Below are 17,185 nucleotides of genomic sequence, written 5' to 3'. Positions count from 1 at the left end.
GCGATCGAACAACACCCAATGATACCGGTGCCATTGACATCGCTCGCCGGCAAATACCGTTAAAAATTGTTCACTTTTCCTACTGCCACCATTGACAGAGGCGACACTTTGCGAGCACGATTAGCGCTCTTTCAGCAGAGCGTTTGCTACCGCTGCTTCCACCCCATACGATCAATAATTGAGTAACTGTTATCCCAACAACACGCCGTCATGCAGTAGCGTGGGTTATTTAGTCGTTACTAGAATCAGGTTTTTAAAAGCAGGTATGTTTATTACATAACGTGTAATAAACCGTGTTATCAACAGACCAGATTGTACCCAAAGGCAAAAGCAAATCCCGAAAATGGAGAGCCAAAATGAGTGACTCAATTGTAGAACCCGAACTGCAGGAAGCCCTCGATAGAGCCAAGGAAGTTGCAGACAAAATTATTGAAAGCAGCAAAGGTGCAGCGGAACCGCTAAAAGAGATGCAAACCCTAAGCAGTGAAATCAGCGACATCTACAAAGATGTGAATTGGTTCCAGGTAAATACCAACCTGTTTAATCCCAAAAAGTGCCAGCCCCTTTACGAGGAGTTGTTCTCGTTACAAAAAGCCAATTTCGACACCCTGCTCAAAAAACAAGAGGCACTGTTTAAAGAGTTCACCAAAAGCGGCCAGGTTCTTATGCAAAGCAACAAAGATGTGAGCAAACCGCAAAGCACTGTTGCCAAAATCATCAACCAATCACTCGACAACTTCGATCTCTTTTCCAGCAAACTCAAGGAACAAAACAAAGAGCTGACAAAAATGCAGTCGACCTACTTTAAGTGGTGCAAAAAAACACTCTCGTCACTCTCCCAACCGCAAAGCTAACCGTTAAGGTTAGCCCCGCGCTACAACAAGGCGCGGGCAACCAAAACGGTTGTCCACGCCATTACCATCCAGGCCAGCAAAGGGTTCAATGCCCACTGCCAAAATTGCGCAACTGGCACATAACCCACTCCGTGCACAAAGCCAACACTAATCCCCCAAAACACCATGGCCAGCAAGCCATGGTTAATAGCGCCAGCTTCCGCTGACAACAGCCAGGGTGCCACCAAAACAACCAGGGATAACCCTGCAGCCAAAAACAGCGACACCAATCGGCAGGTACCATAATTAAGTTGCGCTATTTTATACCAGGGCACAGGTTCACTCTTCAGCATCTCGGTCGAAGTTTTCATTCACTTCCAACCAGAGTGCATTAATAATTCCGAATGAACACGCCAGTAACACGCCAAGTATCCAGGCGAAATACCACATAGCTACACCTCCTCAGATTAGTAAGTCGAGTAAGGATTCTCTTCAATATGTTGCTGAGTTACCCGGCCGCGCATCTTCCAATAACCCCAGGCGGTATAACTCAATACGATGGGTACAAAAATCACAGCCACCCCAAACATGATGGTTAAGGTCTTTTCACTGGAGGTTACATCCCAGAGCGTTAAGCTGTGATTGATATTGCTACTGGACGGCAGTACAAATGGAAACAGGCTACCCGCCGCGGTGAAAATAACCGCCGCGATGGCCAGCGAGCTGGTAACAAAACCAACACCAGGCCGGTTAACTCTGGCCAGCAGCCAAGTCGCCAGCAACATAACGACAGCCACCACCGGCACCGCTTGCAACAGGGGGAAAAGCCGGTAATTGGCAAGCCAACCGCCATTGCCAATCGCCACGGTTTTATCCAATGGCGTGGAAGCTAAATGATGAGGCGGGATTGCGGTAATCGACAACCCCGGCAGAAAAGCAACCCAAATACCCGCCAGAACAAAGAGCACTGCACACAACAGTGACAACCACATAACCGCCGTACGCGCGCGCGCCTGCATCGCGCCCTCGGTGCGCAGTTGAAGATAGATACCGCCATGGGACATCAGCAGGGTTACGCTTACCAAGCCACACAGTAGCGCAAAGGGTGTTAGCAGTTGCCAGAATGTGCCCTCGTAAAAAGGGAGCAATTGCTCGTCAAAATGGAAGGGTACACCTAATAAGAGATTGCCAAATGCCACGCCAAACACCAGCGACGGCACCAGACTGGCAGTGGTTAATACCCAGTCCCAGTTGTTGCGCCAACGGGCACTCTCTATTTTGGAGCGATACTCAAAGCCAACCGGCCGAAAAAAGAGCGCAAACAGTACCAACAACAGCGCCCAATAGAGGCCACTAAACGCCACCGCATAAACCACCGGCCAGGCGGCGAATATCGCCCCACCTGCGGTGATAAACCAGACCTGGTTGCCATCCCAATGGGGCCCGACAGTGTTTAACACCACCCGCCGTTCGTTGTCGGTGCGGCCCACCCAGCGCAGCAGAGATAAGACGCCAAAATCGAAGCCATCGGCAATGGCAAAGCCGATTAGCAACACGCCAATGAGCAACCACCAGATCAACTTTAAAAGTTCATAATCCATAACAGCTCCTCCCCTCCTCTAACCGGCAACCAACGGGTTGGCTTCAGGTTGTTCGTGGCAGTATCGACCGGTACCCAAACTGCTGGGGCCTTTGCGGGCGAAACGAAACATCAGGTACAGCTCGACGACTAACAGTACCGAGTAGAAGCCGATAAAGGCGCCCAGACTCAACCAAAGATCACCCACCGAGCGGGTAGAGACAGAGAGATAGGTCGGCAGAATTTCACCAATCGACCAGGGTTGCCGACCAAACTCGGCCACAAACCAACCCATCTCACAGGCTATCCACGGTGCCGGCAGGCAGATAATCAACGCTTTCAATAACCAGGTCTTCTTTTCCACCACATGCAAAGTGGCATAAATAAAAGAGAGGCCAATCAATACCAGCATCAGCACACCCAAACCAACCATTATCCGGAAGGTGAGGAACATAGGCGCAACCCTGGGAATGGTGTCTGCCACCGCCATAGCCACCTGCTCATCCGTGGCATCGACAATATTCTCTGTGTAGCGTTTTAACAGTAGGCCATAACCCAGGTCGGCCTTAACGGCTGCAAACGCCTGCTTGGTCGCCTCACTGTCATCACCACTACGCAGCGCTTGCAGCTGCCCATAGGCAACCATGCCGTTGCGAATACGCTCTTCATGCAGTGTTTTAAGATCTTTGATGCCCACCACCGCTTCATCGATGGAGCGGGTGGCAATCAGACCCAATGCGAAAGGCACTTTAATGGCGTAGTCGGTGGTCATTGTCTCTTCATTGGGCCAACCGATAACCGTAAACGGGGCCGGCGGTGGCTGAGTCTCCCACTCGGCTTCAATGACCGCCAGTTTGGTTTTTTGCACATCGCCCAGCTCGTAGCCAGACTCATCACCCAATACAATCACCGACAAAATTGAGGCCATGCCAAAACTGGCGGCGATGGCAAACGAACGACGGGCAAAGGGAAGATCGCGTTTTTTCAGCAGGTAGTAACCGGAAATGGCCAGCACAAACATGGCACCGGTGACATAGCCGGCAGAGACGGTGTGGACAAATTTAACCTGGGCCACCGGGTTAAAGATCAGATCACTAAAACTGGTCATCTCCATGCGCAGTGTTTGATAGTTAAATTCGGCCCCCACCGGGTTCTGCATCCAACCGTTGGCAATGAGAATCCAAAGTGCCGATAAATTCGAGCCAATGGCCACCAGCCAAGTGACCATTAAGTGCTGCACCTTGGTAAGCCGATCCCAGCCAAAAAAGAAGAGGCCAATAAAGGTCGACTCCAGGAAGAAGGCCATCAACCCTTCAATGGCCAGCGGCGCACCAAAAACGTCGCCAACATAGTGTGAGTAGTAGGCCCAGTTTGTGCCGAACTGAAACTCCATGGTTAAACCCGTGGTAACCCCCAGCGCGAAATTAATACCAAACAACTTGCCCCAGAACTTAACCATATCCTTGTAGATGACATTACCGGTCATCACATAGACGGACTCCATAATGGCCAGAATAAAGGCCAAGCCGAGCGTCAACGGCACAAACAGAAAATGGTAAAAGGCGGTGATGGCAAATTGCAGCCGCGATAAATTCACCAGCGTGTCATCAAACATCAAACACTCCTAATTGCAGAAGCAGGAACAACTAATAACACCCAATCCATCCAGCCATTGCTCACAAGCCCAATTGCTCACTCACACGGCTGCCGGGTTGGCTAACATCGACAGGGTCGGAAAAGTAGAGCTTACCAATCAGCACAATAGCCACGGTTTTAATCACCAGGATAAGAGCGACTTCTTTAACCAATGGGTGGTGATACCAGAGCTGACGCGACACGCTATTCTCCTCATCCAATACACAAGCGCCAAAATCTGGCAGACAATTGCCTGAGCCCGCATGATGGTGTCTCATCGGTTGCCTCAAGCGGGCTGGCAGCCAGTGCCAAATTTGGGCTTTTACTAAATTAGCAATTTTCGAAATGCAATAAACCGACCACGCCGCGGGCGTTGACCTGTGACCAGCAAATAGCGCTACCAAGCCGCCAATACCGCACTCTTTGCGGCATCGCTTATGGACGTGCTAACCGTTCATCAGGCGCAGCCAATTGCTTTGCCTATGACAAATATGACACCCTATGCCACTGATGACATAGGTACCGCCAACCATGGCAGCCACCTTGCTTACCCAGAGCGGCATATTATCGGTCGCACAAAGGCCATCCAGGAGAGCCAACCAGGCGACGCAATGCTCACTCTAAGCCAAACAGAATTGCAGAACCGCCTCAACACCAGCGAAGAGGCGGCCCTGGTAATCAATAACAACTACCAGATTATTGCCACCAACAGTGTTTTTCAGGCTCGATTTCCCAGCGCTGACCCAAACCGACTCTGCCACCAGGCCTCCCACGGCTACGCCGAGCCCTGCCACCTCTCTGGCGAGAGCTGCCCGCTGAAGATGGCCCAAGAGCGGCAGAGCCCACAACGGGTGCTCCATGTTCACCATAGCGTCGAGGGTGCCGAACATGTCGACATCCGTCTGGAGCCTTTGTGGGTGGAGGGGTTGGGCGCCGTCTACCTGGAGACGCAGCAGGTCGTGAATCAATCGGGCAACAGCCGTTATCGCCTGCTCGGTTACAGCCAGATATTCACCCAAACACTGGAACTGCTACAGCGGGCAGCCCCCAACGACATCAGCGTGTTGATCACCGGGGAGTCAGGCACAGGTAAGGAGTTGGCGGCACGCTATCTGCACTTCAACAGTTTGCGCAAGCGGCAGCAATTTGTGGTGGTTGAGTGTTCCGGCCTAACCGAATCGCTGTTTGAGAGCGAACTCTTTGGCCATGAGAAGGGGGCTTTTACCGGCGCCAATCAAGCCAAACCAGGCCTGGTGGAGGCGGCCGATGGCGGCACACTTTTCCTCGATGAGATTGGCGATGTACCGCTGCCGCTACAGGTAAAGTTGCTGCGCTTGATTGAGACCGGCAGTTACCGTCGGGTGGGTTCAGTCACAGAACGGGCTGCAAACTTCCGCCTGATCAGCGCCACCCATCAGAACCTGGAAGCGTTAGTCGCTCAAGGATTGTTTCGCCAGGACCTCTACTACCGGATCAACAGCTTTCCGGTGCAACTACCGCCACTGCGCGAGCGCGTCGAGGATATCCCGCTCATCGCCGAATCCTACCTCAGCCAGTGGCAGCACGGCGCTAAAACGCTGTCGGCGGCGGCACTGCGCTATCTGAAGTCGCTCGACTACCCGGGCAATATTCGCGAATTGAAAAACCGCCTGGCGCGAGCCGCCATTTTGTGTGATGGCGAAGTGGTAACCCCCGAACAGCTGCAACCGCCCGCCGGTATCGATGGCAAAGGCCGCGAACTGCCCGAACTGGAGCGTACCAACGGAGAACAAACCAGTCGTACCGAGCCCGGCTGGCCAGAGACTCTACTGACTCTGGCCGAAGCAGAAAAACTCTATCTACGGTATGCGGTGGCTCACCATCGCGGCGACAACCGCTCCCTGGCCAAACTACTGGGTGTCAGCGAGCGGACCCTCTATCGCAAACTCAATGATTTATAAGTGGCCGGAAGGTAACTAACGGGGCGTTAACTGCCAAACCGCCTCTTCAGCGGGGCAAAGGCCTTTTAAGCCGCCCTCAACAGCCACCCGCTCCACCAGTTCGATGGCGTAATGCGACTCATAGAGGCCGCGCACCATCGCTTCCGATACTGCAAAGGGCGGCCCGGGTTGCAGGGACTGATCATACTCCATGGTGACAATCAGCTGTGGCGCCGACTGGCTTAACGCCAAGAGCTGTTGGGCGTAATCGCCGCGCATGCTCTGGGGCAGAGCCACCAGCGCGGCCCGATCGTAGATGGCATCAACCGCCGCCAGCTGTTCAGCCTTAAGCGCAAACAGGTCACCGACAAACACCGTGAGTGCACCAGCCTGATACCGGCGCAGAGCCCCCTCCGCGCTGACGACTGGCGAAAGCTTCAGCTCGGCGAACAACTCCTTCACCGCCGCTTCCGACAACTCCACACCGGTGACCCGGCAACCTTGGGCCAGCAACCAGTGCAGATCCAAACTTTTGCCACACAGAGGCGTCAAAACGTGGCTATTGGCGGCTAATGCGAGCCGACTAAAATGTTTAATCAACAAGGGGTGTGGCGCTGCCATATGAAAACCGATTTCACGTTTCGCCCATCGATCAAACCAAAATTGCTGTTCCACCCTTCACCTCATCGATCACAATCTGCTAAAAAGAGTCTCGGTATGTAACACAAACCGTGCACGAGCCACAAATGTCTTTCACACCTGATACGCCCACCGACGAAGCAGCCAGTTGTGCCACATCAGCACAGGACGCCTGGCTCGATCAATGGCAGGCAATTACACAAACCCACTTCGCTGAGGCCAGGTCACGTACCGACCAGGTCTATAAAACCCACTTTGCTTCGGCTAAAGCCGTGGCACTACGCCATTGGCAAAACCGTGCCGACATTCCCAAAGATCTGCTCAATCTGCCGCGCAGCGTGTGGCGCCTGGCACAACGGGCCTTGTGGCGGGGCCACCGGCAAGCGAACCCCAAAGTGCCCACCGGTAAAGAGCTGGCACTACTGGCAATAATTGCCGAAGAGCTGTTAGCGCTCTCCCAATTACAGACGAAGTATCAACACCATTTAAGTTTACACCCGGACTTGAGCAGCGCCTTATTTGAAGAGTTGGAAGGCGAGTTGGGCCAGCTGTCAGCGGAACAGGCCCAGCACAACCTGCAGTTGGCCGTGGAGCGTCTACGCCTCAGCCAGGAGGGGAGCCGCGATCTGTTGATGTTTGTCTCTATTGGTTTGCTTGGCCGTGGTCTGGCCGACAAGATTACCTTTGGCAGTGCCGCCGCTACCGGCTCGGCACTGGCCAGTTCGGTTTACATCAGCCAGCAATCGCTGTTGGGTGGCTTGTGGGCCGGTTGGTTTGGCGCCCCCGCCTGGGTGGGTATGACCGGTGCCGTAGGTGGTTTTGGCCTGGTGTTGTTAGCCACCCCACTCATCTCCCCGCTGACGGAGCTTGGTGTAAACCGCCTGCGTGCCAAGCGGCTGCTGGCGCGCATAGTCGAGCGTACCGAAGCCGAGTTAAACCAACCGCGGCTCGACCTGGCCAGCACTGCCGGCCAACTGGCCACCTACCTGCAGCTGCTGCCGGACCTGCTCCAGGTGTTAAAACAGCTACGCTAACAGCTACATTAACCCGCCCACTCTTGCAATTCCCCCACTAACTTTGCAGCTCACGCAATACCAACGCCGGCGGTACCACCACCACTCGGCGGCAGGCCAATGCCCCCAGCAAACCGATAAAGAGCGTGGCCAACAGTGGCCCAGCAATCCACATTTGCCAATGGAAGGAGCCTTGCAATTCAAATACAAAAACGCGCAGCGACCAGAGAATCGACTCAGTGCCAATCACTGCCATTAACCCGGCCAGGAAGCCCAGCAGGGAGAACTCCAACCAAAGGCTGCCAACAAGCTTGCGACGGGAGCTGCCCAGAGCGCGGATAATACTGGTCTCGTGCAGGCGCGCCTGCATACTGGCGTTAACCGCAGCCACCAGTACCAGCACCCCGCCCATCAATACCACCCACAATACCAGCCCTACCCCCTGGCTAACCTGATCCACAATCGACTTGATGCGCTCGATAATACGGTCCACCTCGATCACCACAATGGTGGGGTAATCGCGAATCAACTCAGTGATAAACTGCTTATCACTGGTGGGGATGGTGGCGCTGGTCATATAGGTGGGCGAGTAGTTTTCCAGCGCCCCGGGCGAAAAGAGAAAATAGAAGTTGGGGGTCATGGCGTTCCAGTCGACACTGCGAATACTCGCCACCGTGGCGCTAAGCTCCAACCCGCCCAGACTGAACTGCAGCTTATCGCCGACCGACAAGCCCAGCTCACCGGCGGTAAACTCCTCCACCGAAACACCATAGCCCTCACCCTGCCATTCGGGCCACCACTGACCCGCTTCTATGCGATTGTCAGCCGGCAACTCGGCCGTCCAGCTGAGGTTGAGCTCACGCCGTAGGGTATTGGACTTGCCGCGATCCTCCTCCTGATAGTGGTGGTCGTTGTGCGCCACTAACCGGCCCAGCACCATCGGGTAGAGTGGCGAGATAAAATAGTGATCGGCCTCAAAGCGTGACTTGATGGCACTACTCTCATTGGCCGACATATTCAAAATAAAGTGGTTGGGGGCATCGTCCGGCAGTTGCAGCCGCCACTCATCAATCAGGCTGGTGCGCACCAGGTAGAGCACTTGCAGCAGCATAATGGCGGTGGCGAACACCACCAGCTGCGTTAAACTGTGCTGACCGTTGCGCAACAGGTTAGCAATGGCCAGGCGCCAGATACTTCCGGCCCGAGACCCCAGCTGGCGTGAGCTTTTTAACAGCACAAAGCCCAGCAGCGCCGCCAACAGAGTGACGGCAAAGAGGCCCGCCATCACCGTCAGGGTCAGCTTCAGATCCAAACTGTAGACGCCAATCAACACCATAATCGCCAGCACACCCAGGCCGCCTCGCAACCAGGGGTTGGCTGCAGCCAGCTCGACATCGCTGCGCAGAATACGAATGGGCGGCAGGTTTGGCAGTGGCCATATGGGTGGCAACGCAAAACAGAGCAGGCAGACAAGACCGGCAAAAAAGCCAATCACATAGGGTTGCAGCGAGGCACCCACCAAGGTGACGTTAAACAGCGCGCCAATACTCTGGGCAATAAAGCGATGCAATACCTCCCCTGCCGCCAAGCCCAGCAACGTGGCCAATACACCCAGACACAACAGCTGGCCAAAGTAGAGAAAGCGCACCTGGCCGCTCGGCGAGCCGAGGCTCTTGAACAGTGCCACCGCATCCTGGTTCACCCGGGCAAACTGTTGGGAGGCCATGGCGATGGCGACTCCGGCCAGTAGCACGCCAATCATGGCGGCCAGCATCAGGAAACTTTTGCCACGGTTAAGAGCTCCACCCAGGCGCCGCTCAGACTCCTCCACAGTGCGCCACCGGTAGTGCTCGCCAAGTTCTGGCTCCAGCCACTCCTTAAAGCGTTCGAGGTTATCCTCCTCACCGGCCAGCAACCAGAGATAGGAGATACGACTACCGGGCTGGATAACCCCGGTGGCGGGTACGTCGGCGATATTCATCAGCACCCGCGGCCCAGTCATGGAGATACCCCGGTTGCCATCGGGCTCGTACATCAACACCTGCTTAATGGTAAAACTCTGCTCACCGATCCAGAGGCTATCGCCCAAGGCTAACCCCATCATCGGCAGCAAGCTCGACTCCACCCACACCTCGCCGGGTGCAGGAATTGCCGTAGTAACCTGCATCTGTGCCGCTGTGGCAAAGGGAATTTGACTGACTTCCAGCTGTCCGCGCAGTGGATAGCCCTCGGCCACTGCTTTTACCGAGGCCAGAGTCATCTCCTCCCCGGCAAAAACCATAGAGCCAAACTCGATGATCCGGCTCTGCTGCAGGTCGAATTGATTGGCCTGAGTGAACCAGTGGTCTGGCATAGGGAAACGGCTGCTTACCTGGCGGTCTGCGGCCAGATAGGCGTGACTCTGCTGCTTTAGCGAGTGGTCCATGCGATCGGCGAAAACCGCAATGGCCGTTACCACCGCTACCGCCAACACCACACTCACCGCCAGAATGGTTAACTCGCCACCGCGCAGGTTGCGCCACAGCAGGCGAACCGACAACAACCAGGGTTGCCTCATTGCGTACCCTCAGCCACTACCGCCACCGGGCTCAGCTGTACGTCAGCAATAATTCGACCGGCCTCCAGGGTAATTTGTCGATCACAGCGGTCGGCCAGGCGCTGCTCGTGGGTAACCAATACCAGAGTGGTCCCCTGCTGTTGGTTGAGCTCAAACAGCAGTTCAATGATATTGGCGCCGGTTTTACTGTCGAGATTGCCGGTAGGCTCGTCGGCAAAGAGGATCTGCGGCTCACTGGCGAAGGCTCGGGCAATAGCCACCCGCTGCTGTTCGCCACCGGAGAGTTGTTTCGGATAGTGCTCGAGCCGATGCTCGAGCCCGACCCGTTGCAGGTAGTCCCAGGCGCGCGCTTCGGGGTCGGCCCGGCCGTGCAGTTCCAACGGCAGCATTACGTTCTCTAAACTGGTAAGGCTTGGCAAAAGCTGAAACGACTGAAAGACAAAGCCAATGCGCTCGGCCCGCACCGCCGCCCGGCCATCTTCATCCAGAGCGGTGATATCTTGGCCGGCCAGATAAACTTGGCCGGTAGTGGGCACATCCAAGCCAGCCAGTAAGGCCAACAGGGTTGATTTCCCGGAGCCGGAAGCGCCAATAATGGCGACACTGGTTCCCTGAGTGATGGTGAAGACGATATCAGAGAGAATGGTGAGTTCATTGCCCGCCAGCGCCACCCGCTTGGCCAAATTGCTAACCTCAATAATGTGCAAACGACGCTCCTTCTAAAATCGAACAATATTGCCCTGGAATCGGATCATTATTCCGAGCTTCCTTAGGGGACGCAAACAGCAATACGTTCCTTACCCTCCCTGGTATGCCCTGGGAACTTTGCCCCTGGTTATGGGCTCAATGAGCAGTCGCACAGAGCTAACAATGAAACCCAATTGTCCAACAGACGTTATGAAATCAGCTTGCCACCAGCAGACCCGCCAACACCCCTTGCTCTGCCTATTAATAGTCATAGCGTTGTTTGCCAGCGGTGTCGCCCAGGCCAACGACGAAACCTGGCTGGTATTGGGTGACAGCCTTAGTGCTGGCTATGGGATTAACGTGAATAAGGGCTGGGTAGCGCTGCTGTCGTCACGCCTCCAGAAACAGGGCAAGGCCATTCGCGTCATCAACGGCAGTGTTAGCGGCAATACCACTGGCGATGGTTTGGCCCGCCTGCCACAACTACTGGCAACCTATACACCTACGCTGGTGATTATCGAGTTGGGGGGTAACGATGGCTTACGCGGACACCCACTGAAAATCATGCGCAACAATTTGCAGCAGATTATCGACCTGTCCCGCCAGCACGGAGCAGAAGTGTTTCTGGTCGGCATTGAAATACCGCCCAACTACGGCGAGCGCTATACACAGATGTTCCGGCAAACGTTTCAACAAGTAGCCGCCAGCCGCGAAGTCAGCTATTTGCCGTTTCTGTTGGACGGTATCGCCATCACTCCGGAGATGATGCAGGACGATGGCATTCACCCCACCACTGAAGCTCAGCCGATGATTCTGGATAACCTCTGGCCCCATTTAAACCCGTGGCTGCAGTAATGCGAACGGCTATAAAGTTTGGTGACACCCTAAGAGAGCAATGTGAAATTTTGATAAAACCAACAACGGCCGCCGTTCCAGCAAGCAGGCTCCTTTAGAAAAAAAGATGGAAAATTAAAGCGGGTAAAAAAACGGCGTTAGAAAAACAGACTGACGGGGCCCGCTAGTGATTTATAGATAATGAACTGAAAGATAGGCGCGCTAACAGAATACTCAACAGCGAATGACAGCGGCTGATAATTAGGTAAAAGCGCAGAAGAAAAACAACAAAAAAGAGGCTGCCCTACACGGCGTTGGCCACACTGTACATCTCTTTGGCACTGATACAGGAGACTTCAGAGTAACAACGGTGTTCCAGCGCCCAAGCCAAAGTCGCTTTCCAGCGTTCGGCTTTTTCGTGATCGCTGCTGAAAGCCCACAGGTCAATAACCAGGGGTTTCGGCGGTTGATTACCTGAACAACCCGTTTCAATCCACTTCCGTTTTAACGCCAGATAAACCTTGTTCCACACCAGCGGATTAGGACAAATCTCTTGCATTTTCTCCCCCGATAAACCAACAGCAAAGCACCGTTGAAATTTAATTGGCGGAGATATTAGCCCCGAAGCAGGCTCTTGTGAACTAAAAATATTACGAAAATATGTCGAAATAATGACCAAAATCAAACAGCATATTGCAGTTAGATTTCAATTAATCCAATAAACTCAAAGCACTAGAGGATTATTAACTAAAGCACTTTAAATAGTCGTTCGTTGAAGAGTTTTAATGAATTTTTTAAGTCGAAAATATTAACTATCTCGCTTGTATATACTACTGAATACCAATAAATAGACAGCGTATAACGAATGCCTAGCCGCCACTTTTAAGCAACAGATTACGCACTGTTTTTGCGTAGCGTTGCAGTTGGCTGGTGTTCTCCGGGCCCATTCGAATCAACTGTTTTTCCAAGGCTGTAAGCTCCTCTAACTCTGGCTCCGCGAAGGTGTAGAGCACGGACGTTGAATTCAGCTCAATGGGGCCGACAAAGATCGGCGCGTTGATTACCTCATCAAGCAAGGTAATTAAACATTTATCAAAATCCTTGGCGGGATAACCCAAAAAGCCAAATGACTCTTCCAGCAGTGGGCGGAAACGGTGGAACCCTGCCACCAATGCTTCTGGTTTCAAATTTATTAGTGTCGCGACTATCGGTTGAAAGCGCTGGTAGCCCTTTTCATCCAGGTAGATATGACCATTGCGCGTGGTAACCGGAAAGGCACCGGCGGGTTGTTGGAAGGAGAGAATGCCGCCGATCAAACTGCCGCGGGAGGCGCCACTGATCACCGTTACCCAGCGCTCTATTAAGTTATCGGCCTGCCACAACAGGCGATAATTAACGTTCTCCGACAGCGGTACAAAATAATCTCTGACCACGGCGTCGCTTTCAGCCAGTGCCGGTAACGGCTCTGGCTTGGTCACCGGTGGTGACGATTGCGCAGTGGTCTCGGGAGTGGATTCAGGTTCGGCGGCGGGCTCTGGAATGGAGGGCACCCGGCTAAAATCGATTGCCGGGTTTGGCGCCGGTGCCGACTCCAGTGCACTGGCGGGAACAGGCGTAACCGAAGCCAGAGGTTCTTCTTTGGGCTGGAGATACCACCAACCGGCAACGATCACAATACCGATAACGATACCTACCCCTGCCCAGATCAGCGTCGCGTTACCACTCTTTTCATAAACGTCGCCAATGCGTTCGGACATAATCTCTTCCCTTAAAAATGCAATTTTTACGCTACGTTTGCCGGCCACAGATGGCGTACCAATAGTTGCACTGACTGCTGACCACGGTATTCGTTCACTTCCAGTTGATAAACCATGTGTACCCGCTCCACCCCGGCATTGGGCCACTGATCGGTATCGACATTAAAGGCGATGGCATCGATCAAGGGTTGCCCTCCGGTTACCGGCGCAACCACCATTTTCAGATGCTTGCCGCTCACCAGGCGCGACTGCACCAGTTGAAACTCACCATCAAACAGGGGCTCGGGAAAGGCCTGCCCCCAGGGACCCGCATTGCGAATGGCCTCCGCCAGGGGCAGGTTAAACTCCTCCCCCAGCAACTCACCATCCGACCAGATCGCCTCGCTTAAATCGTCCGCGGATAACAGCTCCCGTACCGTCTGATCAAACGCCTTGGCAAATTGTGGAAACTTGGCCTTACTGATACTCAAGCCGGCAGCCATGGCGTGGCCACCAAATTTGCTGATCAGGCCGGGGTGACTTGAGGCCACCCTGTCCAGGGCATCGCGAATGTGTAAACCGGGAATGGAACGGGCAGAACCTTTTATCTCATTGCCGGCATCGCTATCGGCAAAGGCGATTACCGGCCGGTGAAAGCGCTCTTTAATACGCGAGGCAAGAATACCCACCACGCCCTGGTGCCATTGAGGCTGATAGAGGCACAAGCCCCAGGGCGTCGATTCCACCTCACCCAAATTGATATCCGCCAGGCTCGCCAGCGCCTCCTTCTGCATGCTCGCCTCGATGGCGCGCCGATCCTGATTGAGGTCGTTGAGCTCCCCGGCAAGCTCGCGCGCCTGAAATGGGTCGTCACTTAACAGACAGCGAATCCCCAGACTCATATCATCGAGCCTCCCGGCAGCGTTGAGGCGAGGACCGACAATAAAACCCAGGTCTGCGGCCACCAGTCGCTTGGCGTCGCGGCCGGCGATTTCGATCATGGCGGCAATGCCGGGCCGCGCTTTACCAGCCCGGATGCGCGCCAGCCCCTGGTGAATCAACAAGCGGTTATTGGCATCCAGGGGTACCACATCCGCCACGGTGCCCAGTGCCACCAAATCGAGATAGTCCGCCAGGTTGGGCTCCGCAATCCCCTGCTTGGCAAACCAGCCATCCGCCCGTAACTGTGCACGCAAAGCCACCAACACATTGAAGATTACCCCTACCCCGGCCAGATTCTTACTGGCAAAGGTGCAACCGGGCTGATTGGGATTGACGATGGCGGCGGCTTTGGGCAGCTCGGCGCCGGGTAAGTGGTGATCGGTGACTAACACGGCTATGCCGAGTTCGTTGGCACGCACCACCCCATCCAGGCTGGAGATGCCGTTGTCCACCGTGACAATTAATTGAGGTGACCGTTGTGCCGCCACCTCAACGATTTCCGGTGTCAGGCCGTAGCCAAACTGGAAGCGGTTGGGCACCAGAAAGTCGACCGAAGCGGCCCCCATAGCCTTTAGCGCACTCACCGCCAGGGCGGAGCTGGTTGCTCCATCGGCATCGAAATCGCCGACTACCAAAATAGACCACTGCTCTTTTAGCGCCTGGTTCAACAGCGAGCAGGCGGCCTGGATACCTTTCAGTTGCTGAGGATCGAGTAGGTTGGCAAAGCGGTAGTCGAGCTCCGCCTCGGAGGTTACCTGGCGGTTGGCAAAGACCCGTTTCAGCAGTGGCGGGTAGTGAATGAGCTCGGGTAGCGATTGCAGGTCGGGCTGCCGGCGTTTTATGGTTTTTTGCATGTGCGCTCTAGGGTACTGACCAACAGTACCTGGATATCGGTGCTGGGGATTTGACGCGCAGTGTGCAAGCAAACGCCGGTCGATGGCAAGAGCGGCCGACTTCACAGCCAGTCAGTTGTGCAGCAGCTCCCGAATCTCCTGCTCCAGGCTCTGGTACTCATTACTGCCAGCCCGGCTGTAGTTGAGGTTTTTCAAAAGCCCGGTAAGCCTGGTATAGAAGTCGCGAATGGCGCTCTTGTCCTCGGCCGCCAGTCGATAAGCGAGTATCTCCTCAAGCAGTGCCAGTAGAGCCTGCTGGCGGCTCATGGGCGCCGAGACATCCACCGGGTCGAAGGCATCCTGTTGCAGATAGACCCGGTCCAGCATCTGTGCCTGCTGGTAAGTAATGAAATCCTCTGCGGTAACCCCCTCTTCACCGGTCACCTGCATCATGCGCTCTACCTCATCACCCTGGCTGAGTAACGACTTTAAACGCTCAATGCGCTCGCTCCAACCGATACCCATATTTTGCTCGAACCAAGGTTGCAGCTGCTGCAGATAACGGGACCAAGAGAGTAGCGGGTCCACCGCCGGATAGAAGCGGCGGTAGGCGCGATCGGATGAGAGTCCCAAAAACGCCTTCACTGTACCCAGGGTCGACTGGGTCACCGGCTCCTCAAAATTGCCGCCCGCCGGCGAGACGGTACCAATCATGGTTAAGGTGCCACTGCTCTCCTCCTCTAGCGATTGGCCGCCTCGACGCACAATGGAACCGGCCCGTTCGTAAACCCCTTTAATGGCGGAATCGAGGTAGGCGGGAAAGGCCTCTTCGCCGGGGATTTCCTCCAGCCGGCCAGAGGTTTCACGCATGGCCTGAGCCCAACGGGAGGTGGAGTCGGCGATGAGCAGTACATCGTAGCCCATTGCCTGATAGTACTCGCCCAGGGTGATACCGGTGTAGATTGAGGCCTCCCGGGCCGCCACCGGCATAGAGGAGGTGTTGCAGATGATGATGGTGCGGTCCATCAAGGTGCCGCCGGATTTGGGATCGGGCAGGCTCGGAAACTCCTTGATGGTCTCGACCACTTCCCCAGCCCGTTCACCACAAGCGACCACAATCACAATGTCGACATCGGAGTAGCGGGAGATCAGCCCCTGCAGCACGGTCTTACCGGCGCCAAACGGGCCGGGAATACAGCCGGTGCCGCCCTTGGCGATTGGAAAAAAAGTATCGATCAGGCGAATGGTGGTGGTCAGCGGGGTATTGGGGTAGCGCCTTTCCGCCTTGCCCAGGTGGGTTAGTTGCCGGGTGAGTGAACGGCGGATTGGCCAGCGACTACGCAGTGTAATCAGCTGTCGCTTGCCGCCGCTTTCGAGCTCCAACACGGGGGCGGTGACGGTAAAACTGCCCTCCTGCACCCACACCACTTTCCAGCTGCCGGGCAGATCAAACGGTGCCATGATCTTGTGCTGAAAACGACCTTCGGTGACGCTACCCAAGGTATCCCCAGCTTCGACCCGTTCGCCCGATTTGACGCACGGTTTAAACAGCCACTTGCGACTCTCGTCCAGGGCACTGATATCCACCCCACGAGGCAGAAAGGTGCCCATCGCCACCGCCAGCTCTTCCAGCGGGTTTTGCAGGCCATCGTACACCATACCCAGCAAGCCCGGGCCCAGTTCGGCCGAGAGCATACCCTGGGTCTGCACTACGCTATCGCCCACGCCCACACCGGTGGTGCTCTCGTACACTTGGGCGTCGGCCCGGCGCCCTTCAATACGCAATATTTCGGCTTTCAGATACTCCTGGCGGCCACCACTGGCCATGCGCGACGGCAGAATAAAAATAACCTCGTTCTTGGTGAGCGGTAAAAAGCCGGCGTCTGGTATCTCAATACTCTCGATTGAAACCAGATCATCCTGTACGGCAATTACCCGCGCGCTAATTTGAGTATCGGCCTGCATGATTAACTCTCTT

The 17,185-nt window shown here is 55.0% G+C and carries 16 protein-coding genes; 4 read left to right on the top strand and 12 right to left on the bottom strand.

Features of this window, described 5'->3' with window-relative positions; translation table 11 throughout:
- The first annotated feature begins 356 nt into the window (after positions 1 to 356).
- Positions 357 to 854, top strand: a complete 498-nt coding sequence (locus SBL51_RS01420; protein ID WP_317928682.1) for a hypothetical protein — start codon at positions 357 to 359, stop codon at positions 852 to 854.
- Positions 855 to 874: 20 nt separating this feature from the next.
- On the opposite strand, the gene SBL51_RS01415 is transcribed toward SBL51_RS01420, so the two are convergent.
- From SBL51_RS01415 to SBL51_RS01395, 5 genes are all read right to left on the bottom strand, one after another.
- Positions 875 to 1,204, bottom strand: coding sequence for a cyd operon YbgE family protein (locus SBL51_RS01415; RefSeq protein ID WP_317928681.1), 330 nt, complete (start codon positions 1,202 to 1,204; stop codon positions 875 to 877).
- Positions 1,173 to 1,283 carry a cytochrome bd-I oxidase subunit CydX gene (gene cydX / locus SBL51_RS01410; RefSeq protein WP_317928680.1) on the bottom strand — a complete coding sequence of 37 codons (111 nt, stop codon included), beginning with the start codon at positions 1,281 to 1,283 and terminating at the stop codon, positions 1,173 to 1,175. The genes SBL51_RS01415 and cydX overlap by 32 nt, the downstream gene beginning before the upstream one ends.
- Before the next feature lie 17 nt (positions 1,284 to 1,300).
- The gene (cydB, locus tag SBL51_RS01405; protein ID WP_317928679.1) at positions 1,301 to 2,434 is read right to left on the bottom strand and encodes a cytochrome d ubiquinol oxidase subunit II; all 1,134 of its coding nucleotides are present in this window, start codon (positions 2,432 to 2,434) and stop codon (positions 1,301 to 1,303) included.
- Positions 2,435 to 2,452: 18 nt separating this feature from the next.
- Positions 2,453 to 4,027, bottom strand: a complete 1,575-nt coding sequence (locus tag SBL51_RS01400; RefSeq protein WP_317928678.1) for a cytochrome ubiquinol oxidase subunit I — start codon at positions 4,025 to 4,027, stop codon at positions 2,453 to 2,455.
- Between the two features lie 61 nt (positions 4,028 to 4,088).
- Positions 4,089 to 4,250, bottom strand: coding sequence for a hypothetical protein (locus tag SBL51_RS01395; protein ID WP_317928677.1), 162 nt, complete (start codon positions 4,248 to 4,250; stop codon positions 4,089 to 4,091).
- A gap of 279 nt (positions 4,251 to 4,529) precedes the next feature.
- Between SBL51_RS01395 and SBL51_RS01390 the strand changes: the two genes are divergently transcribed.
- Positions 4,530 to 5,987: a sigma-54 dependent transcriptional regulator gene (locus SBL51_RS01390; RefSeq protein ID WP_317928676.1), complete on the top strand. Its 1,458-nt coding sequence runs from the start codon at positions 4,530 to 4,532 to the stop codon at positions 5,985 to 5,987.
- A gap of 15 nt (positions 5,988 to 6,002) precedes the next feature.
- Here the strand turns inward: SBL51_RS01390 and tmpT are convergent, their stop codons facing one another.
- Positions 6,003 to 6,641, bottom strand: coding sequence for a thiopurine S-methyltransferase (gene tmpT, locus SBL51_RS01385; protein WP_317928675.1), 639 nt, complete (start codon positions 6,639 to 6,641; stop codon positions 6,003 to 6,005).
- A gap of 71 nt (positions 6,642 to 6,712) precedes the next feature.
- On the opposite strand from tmpT, the gene SBL51_RS01380 reads away from it, so the two are divergent.
- Complete coding sequence (locus SBL51_RS01380; RefSeq protein WP_317928674.1) at positions 6,713 to 7,639, top strand: hypothetical protein; 927 nt, start codon at positions 6,713 to 6,715, stop codon at positions 7,637 to 7,639.
- Between the two features lie 37 nt (positions 7,640 to 7,676).
- Here the strand turns inward: SBL51_RS01380 and SBL51_RS01375 are convergent, their stop codons facing one another.
- Complete coding sequence (locus SBL51_RS01375; protein WP_317928673.1) at positions 7,677 to 10,175, bottom strand: ABC transporter permease; 2,499 nt, start codon at positions 10,173 to 10,175, stop codon at positions 7,677 to 7,679.
- The gene (locus SBL51_RS01370; protein WP_317928672.1) at positions 10,172 to 10,882 is read right to left on the bottom strand and encodes an ABC transporter ATP-binding protein; all 711 of its coding nucleotides are present in this window, start codon (positions 10,880 to 10,882) and stop codon (positions 10,172 to 10,174) included. The genes SBL51_RS01375 and SBL51_RS01370 overlap by 4 nt, the downstream gene beginning before the upstream one ends.
- Before the next feature lie 190 nt (positions 10,883 to 11,072).
- On the opposite strand from SBL51_RS01370, the gene SBL51_RS01365 reads away from it, so the two are divergent.
- Entirely contained in the window at positions 11,073 to 11,717 is a 645-nt protein-coding gene (locus SBL51_RS01365; RefSeq protein ID WP_317928671.1) for an arylesterase, read from the top strand.
- A gap of 283 nt (positions 11,718 to 12,000) precedes the next feature.
- Here the strand turns inward: SBL51_RS01365 and SBL51_RS01360 are convergent, their stop codons facing one another.
- From SBL51_RS01360 to SBL51_RS01345, 4 genes are all read right to left on the bottom strand, one after another.
- Entirely contained in the window at positions 12,001 to 12,255 is a 255-nt protein-coding gene (locus tag SBL51_RS01360; RefSeq protein WP_317928670.1) for a hypothetical protein, read from the bottom strand.
- Positions 12,256 to 12,565: 310 nt separating this feature from the next.
- Positions 12,566 to 13,453: a DUF3014 domain-containing protein gene (locus SBL51_RS01355; RefSeq protein ID WP_317928669.1), complete on the bottom strand. Its 888-nt coding sequence runs from the start codon at positions 13,451 to 13,453 to the stop codon at positions 12,566 to 12,568.
- 26 nt (positions 13,454 to 13,479) lie between these two features.
- Entirely contained in the window at positions 13,480 to 15,228 is a 1,749-nt protein-coding gene (gene recJ, locus SBL51_RS01350; protein ID WP_317928668.1) for a single-stranded-DNA-specific exonuclease RecJ, read from the bottom strand.
- A 111-nt stretch (positions 15,229 to 15,339) separates the two neighbouring features.
- Positions 15,340 to 17,172, bottom strand: a complete 1,833-nt coding sequence (locus SBL51_RS01345; RefSeq protein ID WP_317928667.1) for a V-type ATP synthase subunit A — start codon at positions 17,170 to 17,172, stop codon at positions 15,340 to 15,342.
- Between the last annotated feature and the right edge of the window lie 13 nt (positions 17,173 to 17,185).

Origin of the sequence: Halioxenophilus sp. WMMB6 (assembly GCF_033283405.1) — a bacterium.
Classification (GTDB): Bacteria; Pseudomonadota; Gammaproteobacteria; order Pseudomonadales; family Cellvibrionaceae; genus Halioxenophilus.
This window is presented reverse-complemented; position numbering and strand designations above follow the sequence as displayed.

Bases quoted from the DNA above. Each gene is read 5' to 3' on its own strand.
- SBL51_RS01365 (WP_317928671.1), top strand. From the start codon at position 11,073: ATGAAATCAGCTTGCCACCAGCAGACCCGCCAACACCCCTTGCTCTGC.
- SBL51_RS01390 (WP_317928676.1), top strand. From the start codon at position 4,530: ATGACAAATATGACACCCTATGCCACTGATGACATAGGTACCGCCAAC.
- SBL51_RS01355 (WP_317928669.1), bottom strand. From the start codon at position 13,453: ATGTCCGAACGCATTGGCGACGTTTATGAAAAGAGTGGTAACGCGACG.
- SBL51_RS01380 (WP_317928674.1), top strand. From the start codon at position 6,713: ATGTCTTTCACACCTGATACGCCCACCGACGAAGCAGCCAGTTGTGCC.
- cydB (WP_317928679.1), bottom strand. From the start codon at position 2,434: ATGGATTATGAACTTTTAAAGTTGATCTGGTGGTTGCTCATTGGCGTG.
- cydX (WP_317928680.1), bottom strand. From the start codon at position 1,283: ATGTGGTATTTCGCCTGGATACTTGGCGTGTTACTGGCGTGTTCATTC.
- SBL51_RS01420 (WP_317928682.1), top strand. From the start codon at position 357: ATGAGTGACTCAATTGTAGAACCCGAACTGCAGGAAGCCCTCGATAGA.
- SBL51_RS01375 (WP_317928673.1), bottom strand. From the start codon at position 10,175: ATGAGGCAACCCTGGTTGTTGTCGGTTCGCCTGCTGTGGCGCAACCTG.
- SBL51_RS01415 (WP_317928681.1), bottom strand. From the start codon at position 1,204: ATGAAAACTTCGACCGAGATGCTGAAGAGTGAACCTGTGCCCTGGTAT.
- SBL51_RS01360 (WP_317928670.1), bottom strand. From the start codon at position 12,255: ATGCAAGAGATTTGTCCTAATCCGCTGGTGTGGAACAAGGTTTATCTG.
- SBL51_RS01345 (WP_317928667.1), bottom strand. From the start codon at position 17,172: ATGCAGGCCGATACTCAAATTAGCGCGCGGGTAATTGCCGTACAGGAT.
- recJ (WP_317928668.1), bottom strand. From the start codon at position 15,228: ATGCAAAAAACCATAAAACGCCGGCAGCCCGACCTGCAATCGCTACCC.
- SBL51_RS01400 (WP_317928678.1), bottom strand. From the start codon at position 4,027: ATGTTTGATGACACGCTGGTGAATTTATCGCGGCTGCAATTTGCCATC.